The 3210-nt window shown below is 51.4% G+C and carries 5 protein-coding genes; all 5 read left to right on the plus strand.

The genetic code is table 11. The features are described 5' to 3' along the window. Nucleotides 1-718 (plus strand): RHS repeat-associated core domain-containing protein (locus EN994_RS35450; protein WP_164746130.1); only part of this gene is annotated, 718 nt, incomplete at its 5' end. A 109-nt stretch (nt 719-827) separates the two neighbouring features. Next, complete coding sequence (locus EN994_RS24180; protein WP_063168157.1) at nt 828-1337, plus strand: sel1 repeat family protein; 510 nt, start codon at nt 828-830, stop codon at nt 1335-1337. Nucleotides 1338-1399: 62 nt separating this feature from the next. Then, nucleotides 1400-1921, plus strand: a complete 522-nt coding sequence (locus tag EN994_RS24185; protein WP_127224119.1) for a hypothetical protein — start codon at nt 1400-1402, stop codon at nt 1919-1921. Then, on the plus strand, nt 1918-2406 hold the full coding sequence (locus tag EN994_RS24190) for a hypothetical protein (protein WP_127224120.1): 489 nt from the start codon (nt 1918-1920) through the stop codon (nt 2404-2406). Before EN994_RS24185 ends, EN994_RS24190 begins: the two co-directional genes overlap by 4 nt. A gap of 550 nt (nt 2407-2956) precedes the next feature. Further along, complete coding sequence (locus tag EN994_RS36330; protein WP_206521361.1) at nt 2957-3127, plus strand: hypothetical protein; 171 nt, start codon at nt 2957-2959, stop codon at nt 3125-3127. The last annotated feature ends 83 nt before the right edge of the window (nt 3128-3210 follow it).

Genomic DNA, 3210 nt, shown 5'->3' on the forward strand with positions numbered 1-3210 from the left:
CCTCAACACAGGCTTCCAGACCCAGAAGAGCTACATCGGCGAACGCTTCGATCCCGAGACCGGGCTGCTGTATCTCAATGCGCGGTACATGGATCCCGTGCTGGGAAGGTTCATCTCGCCAGATGATTGGGATCCGACAAAGCAGGGCGTGGGGACCAACCGCTATGTATATGCCCAGAACGATCCGGTGAATAAAGCAGACAACAATGGACATTCGGCGCGGTCAGCCGACGACAGCGCGGCCGGATTGGCCAATGCTGCCAGAGAAGGTGGCGGCTCGGTTGGCACCGCTGAAGCGTCTGGCAGCCACGCCATCTCCCAATCAGCGGGGCCGGCGGTAAAGGAGTTGGGCCTTTCTGTTGACAAGAAAAAGTGCGATGGGTGTAAGCAAATAGCCGCCAGTAAATTCGATTTTGTTCGAAACCTCGTCGGCTTTGCCATGGATGTTATGACTAGCTTTACGGATCCAAACAAAGCGCCGTCGGTTAACGATCCCAAACCTCCAGTGAGGCAGATGGAGTCTGTAAAGAAGGCTCCAACCCCAACTGATCCGCCAAGTGCATCACCACCAGATGATCTGCCGCCAGGTCCGCCGACAAAGCCATCGAAGCCGCCGGGTGCTCCTCTTGGAACTCCTGTTATCGGGATCCCAATGGGGATTGTGCATGACTTTATGAGGGACCCGCGCGGGCTTACAGATCGAGATTTCAGGTTATGATGATAGAGTGAGTGATTGACTTTAGAATGGACCGGCTCTCGAAAAGAGCCCATGTGCCGAGGACTAGGCGCACCAGTCGTCGGATGGATGCATAGACGGGAAACGTCACATGGACCAAGTCACTGCTGAAGAGCGACAGAGATGGATTGAGTACTTCATCCCATTGGCCGAGCAAGGAGATCCAGATGCGCAGTTAGCCGTTGGTATTGGCTATGCTAACGGGGTGATGGTAGAAAAAGACCTAATGTTAGCGGAGCTCTGGCTCCGTCGCGCTGAAGAGAAAAAGGGCGAAGAAGCGACCTTCGTTCTCATAAAAACATTTTCCAGGGAAGAATCGCCCAAGACTCTCGATATTTTTGCAGAAAAAGCGGAGTGGGAGCTTGGCGCAATTTACCTTATATGTGGAAGATATTTAATGAGAAACGGCGATGTGAAACGGGGAAGGCTTCTTTTGAAGAAAGGATGGGAAAAAGGAAATATTATTGCCGGTATTTCATTTATTTCGTCGGGCTACGGCAAGCCTTGGAGATTTTTTTTGCTGCCTGTGGTGCTACCACTTTTGATTGAAAGCGTAATAGTAAAAGCTAAAGATCAGGCGGACGAGAGGATTTTGGAGTGATGCAAGGCTAATAGTTATCTAGGCTATATTGGCACGGGGCGATCAATGTGTAGAGCCAGCCATTGTGCTTAATTCCTATATTTGTACAGGGAACGGTCTCTCATGGCTCGTTTTCCGCTATTGTTAATCCTGCTTGCGCAGCCATCTGCCAAGACATTGTTAGGCCTCACACAAGTTCTCCTGTAGAGAACCGCTACTCCAGTTACGATGGATCAAAGGGCGTTCATTGGACACACACCGATCCAAAAACTGGGAAGAAGCAAGAAATCGCGATAGGCATCGGGGAAGACATCAACGCCGATTTTGATCTTTCCCCAGAAGGTAAATCCAAGCCTGGCGCTAAGGATTTTGAAAAGGCTGCCCAAGAGGCAAAGCAATACCTAGGGACCGTTCCGGGCCTCAAGGACGTGGCGAAACAAGCGGGTTTTCTTTTAGACAATCCGCGGAATGACGCCTTAGGAAAAAAATGGCGTGAAAGAATTGAAAGTGTGAAAAAGAGTGCTGAAAAGAAAATTGAAAAAGCAGAGAAAAAGACTGGCGGCGACGGCGGACAAGACAAAAAACCAGCAGGAAAGAAGCCATGACTGATGTGACGTTCGACATATTTTCTGTTGCCGAAGCGGGAGGAATAGGGGCAGTGCGGGTTGGGGAAAATTTGAATGAGATTGCGGAGCTCGTGGGGCCTCCAGACTATTGGGGCTTTGGTCCCGACGAAATTTTCAATGGTTACATGGGATTTGGACCAATTGAATTATATGTAAGATCGAGATTTGATATGCCGTTTGTGTCAATGATAAAAATCGATTTGATGGTAAGAAAGACTTTTTTCCGCCTAAAGAGTAAGTCACAGTCAGATCGTTACGCTGTTACGTTACCAAAAATTGAAATGAGAACATTCGACGATACTTTAAACGAAGTTAGGCGTAGAAAAATTCCATTTTCAACAAAACTTGGCGAAGGAATTGGTCCAGACACGTCAATAGTAATAGATTTTCTAAATGGATCTCGGTTTTATTTTGTGAATTTTGAGAATCCTGTCCTATTTTCTTTAGAAATAATCGATCAGTAACGAAGAAGATCACGGTGACAGTGTATTTTTGTATACTGGATCGACCTTCATTTACTGTAGACTAGCAGAATGGCTCGGCTTGCCCGTATTGTAGTCCCCGGTCTGCCGCACCATGTCACCCAGCGAGGCAACGGGCGCGCCAAAGCGTTTTTAACGCCGTAAAACTATGCGCTCTACAAAAACCTCCTGATCGAGCATTGCCGCTCCGCCGATGTCGGCCTCTGGGCGTGGTGCCTGATGCCGAACCATGTGCACCTGATCCTGATGCCTGCCGGCGCGGATGGCCTGCGGTGCGCGCTCGCGAAGGTGCACCGCGCGTATGCCGGGACCATCAATGCGCGATAAAACAAAACCGGGCATTTCTGGCAGGGTCGCTTCGGCGCCATCGCGATGGACGAGGACACCTCTTGTCGGCTGTGCGTTATGTCGGGTTGAATCCGGTGCGCGCGGGACTGGTGAAGCAGGCGGCGGATTGGTCCTGGTCAAACGCTCGGGCGCATCCGACTGATAAGCCCGATGGCGTCACGGAATTGGGGCCGATGAAACACAGTTGCCGTCGTCGGTCGGGCGGTTCGATTTGATCGAGATGGATGCCGCGGCTTTCGACGCACTGCGCAAGGCCGAGAGCATCGGCTGGCCGGTGGGCAACGAGGCATTTCTGGGTAGGATTTTCGGGCAAACCGGAACCGCGGAAGCGGGGCAGGCGGCCGAAGCGAAATAGTGCACTGTGACCGTAATTCTTGAGCGCGGCGCATGATGGGTTACCCTCCCCTCGATGGGGAGGGTCGGCGCGGAGCGCCGGGG

The organism is Mesorhizobium sp. M7A.F.Ca.CA.002.09.1.1 (assembly GCF_003998555.1).
GTDB lineage: Bacteria > Pseudomonadota > Alphaproteobacteria > Rhizobiales > Rhizobiaceae > Mesorhizobium > Mesorhizobium ciceri.

Bases quoted from the DNA above. Each gene is read 5' to 3' on its own strand.
- EN994_RS24190 (WP_127224120.1), top strand. From the start codon at position 1,918: ATGACTGATGTGACGTTCGACATATTTTCTGTTGCCGAAGCGGGAGGA.
- EN994_RS24180 (WP_063168157.1), top strand. From the start codon at position 828: ATGGACCAAGTCACTGCTGAAGAGCGACAGAGATGGATTGAGTACTTC.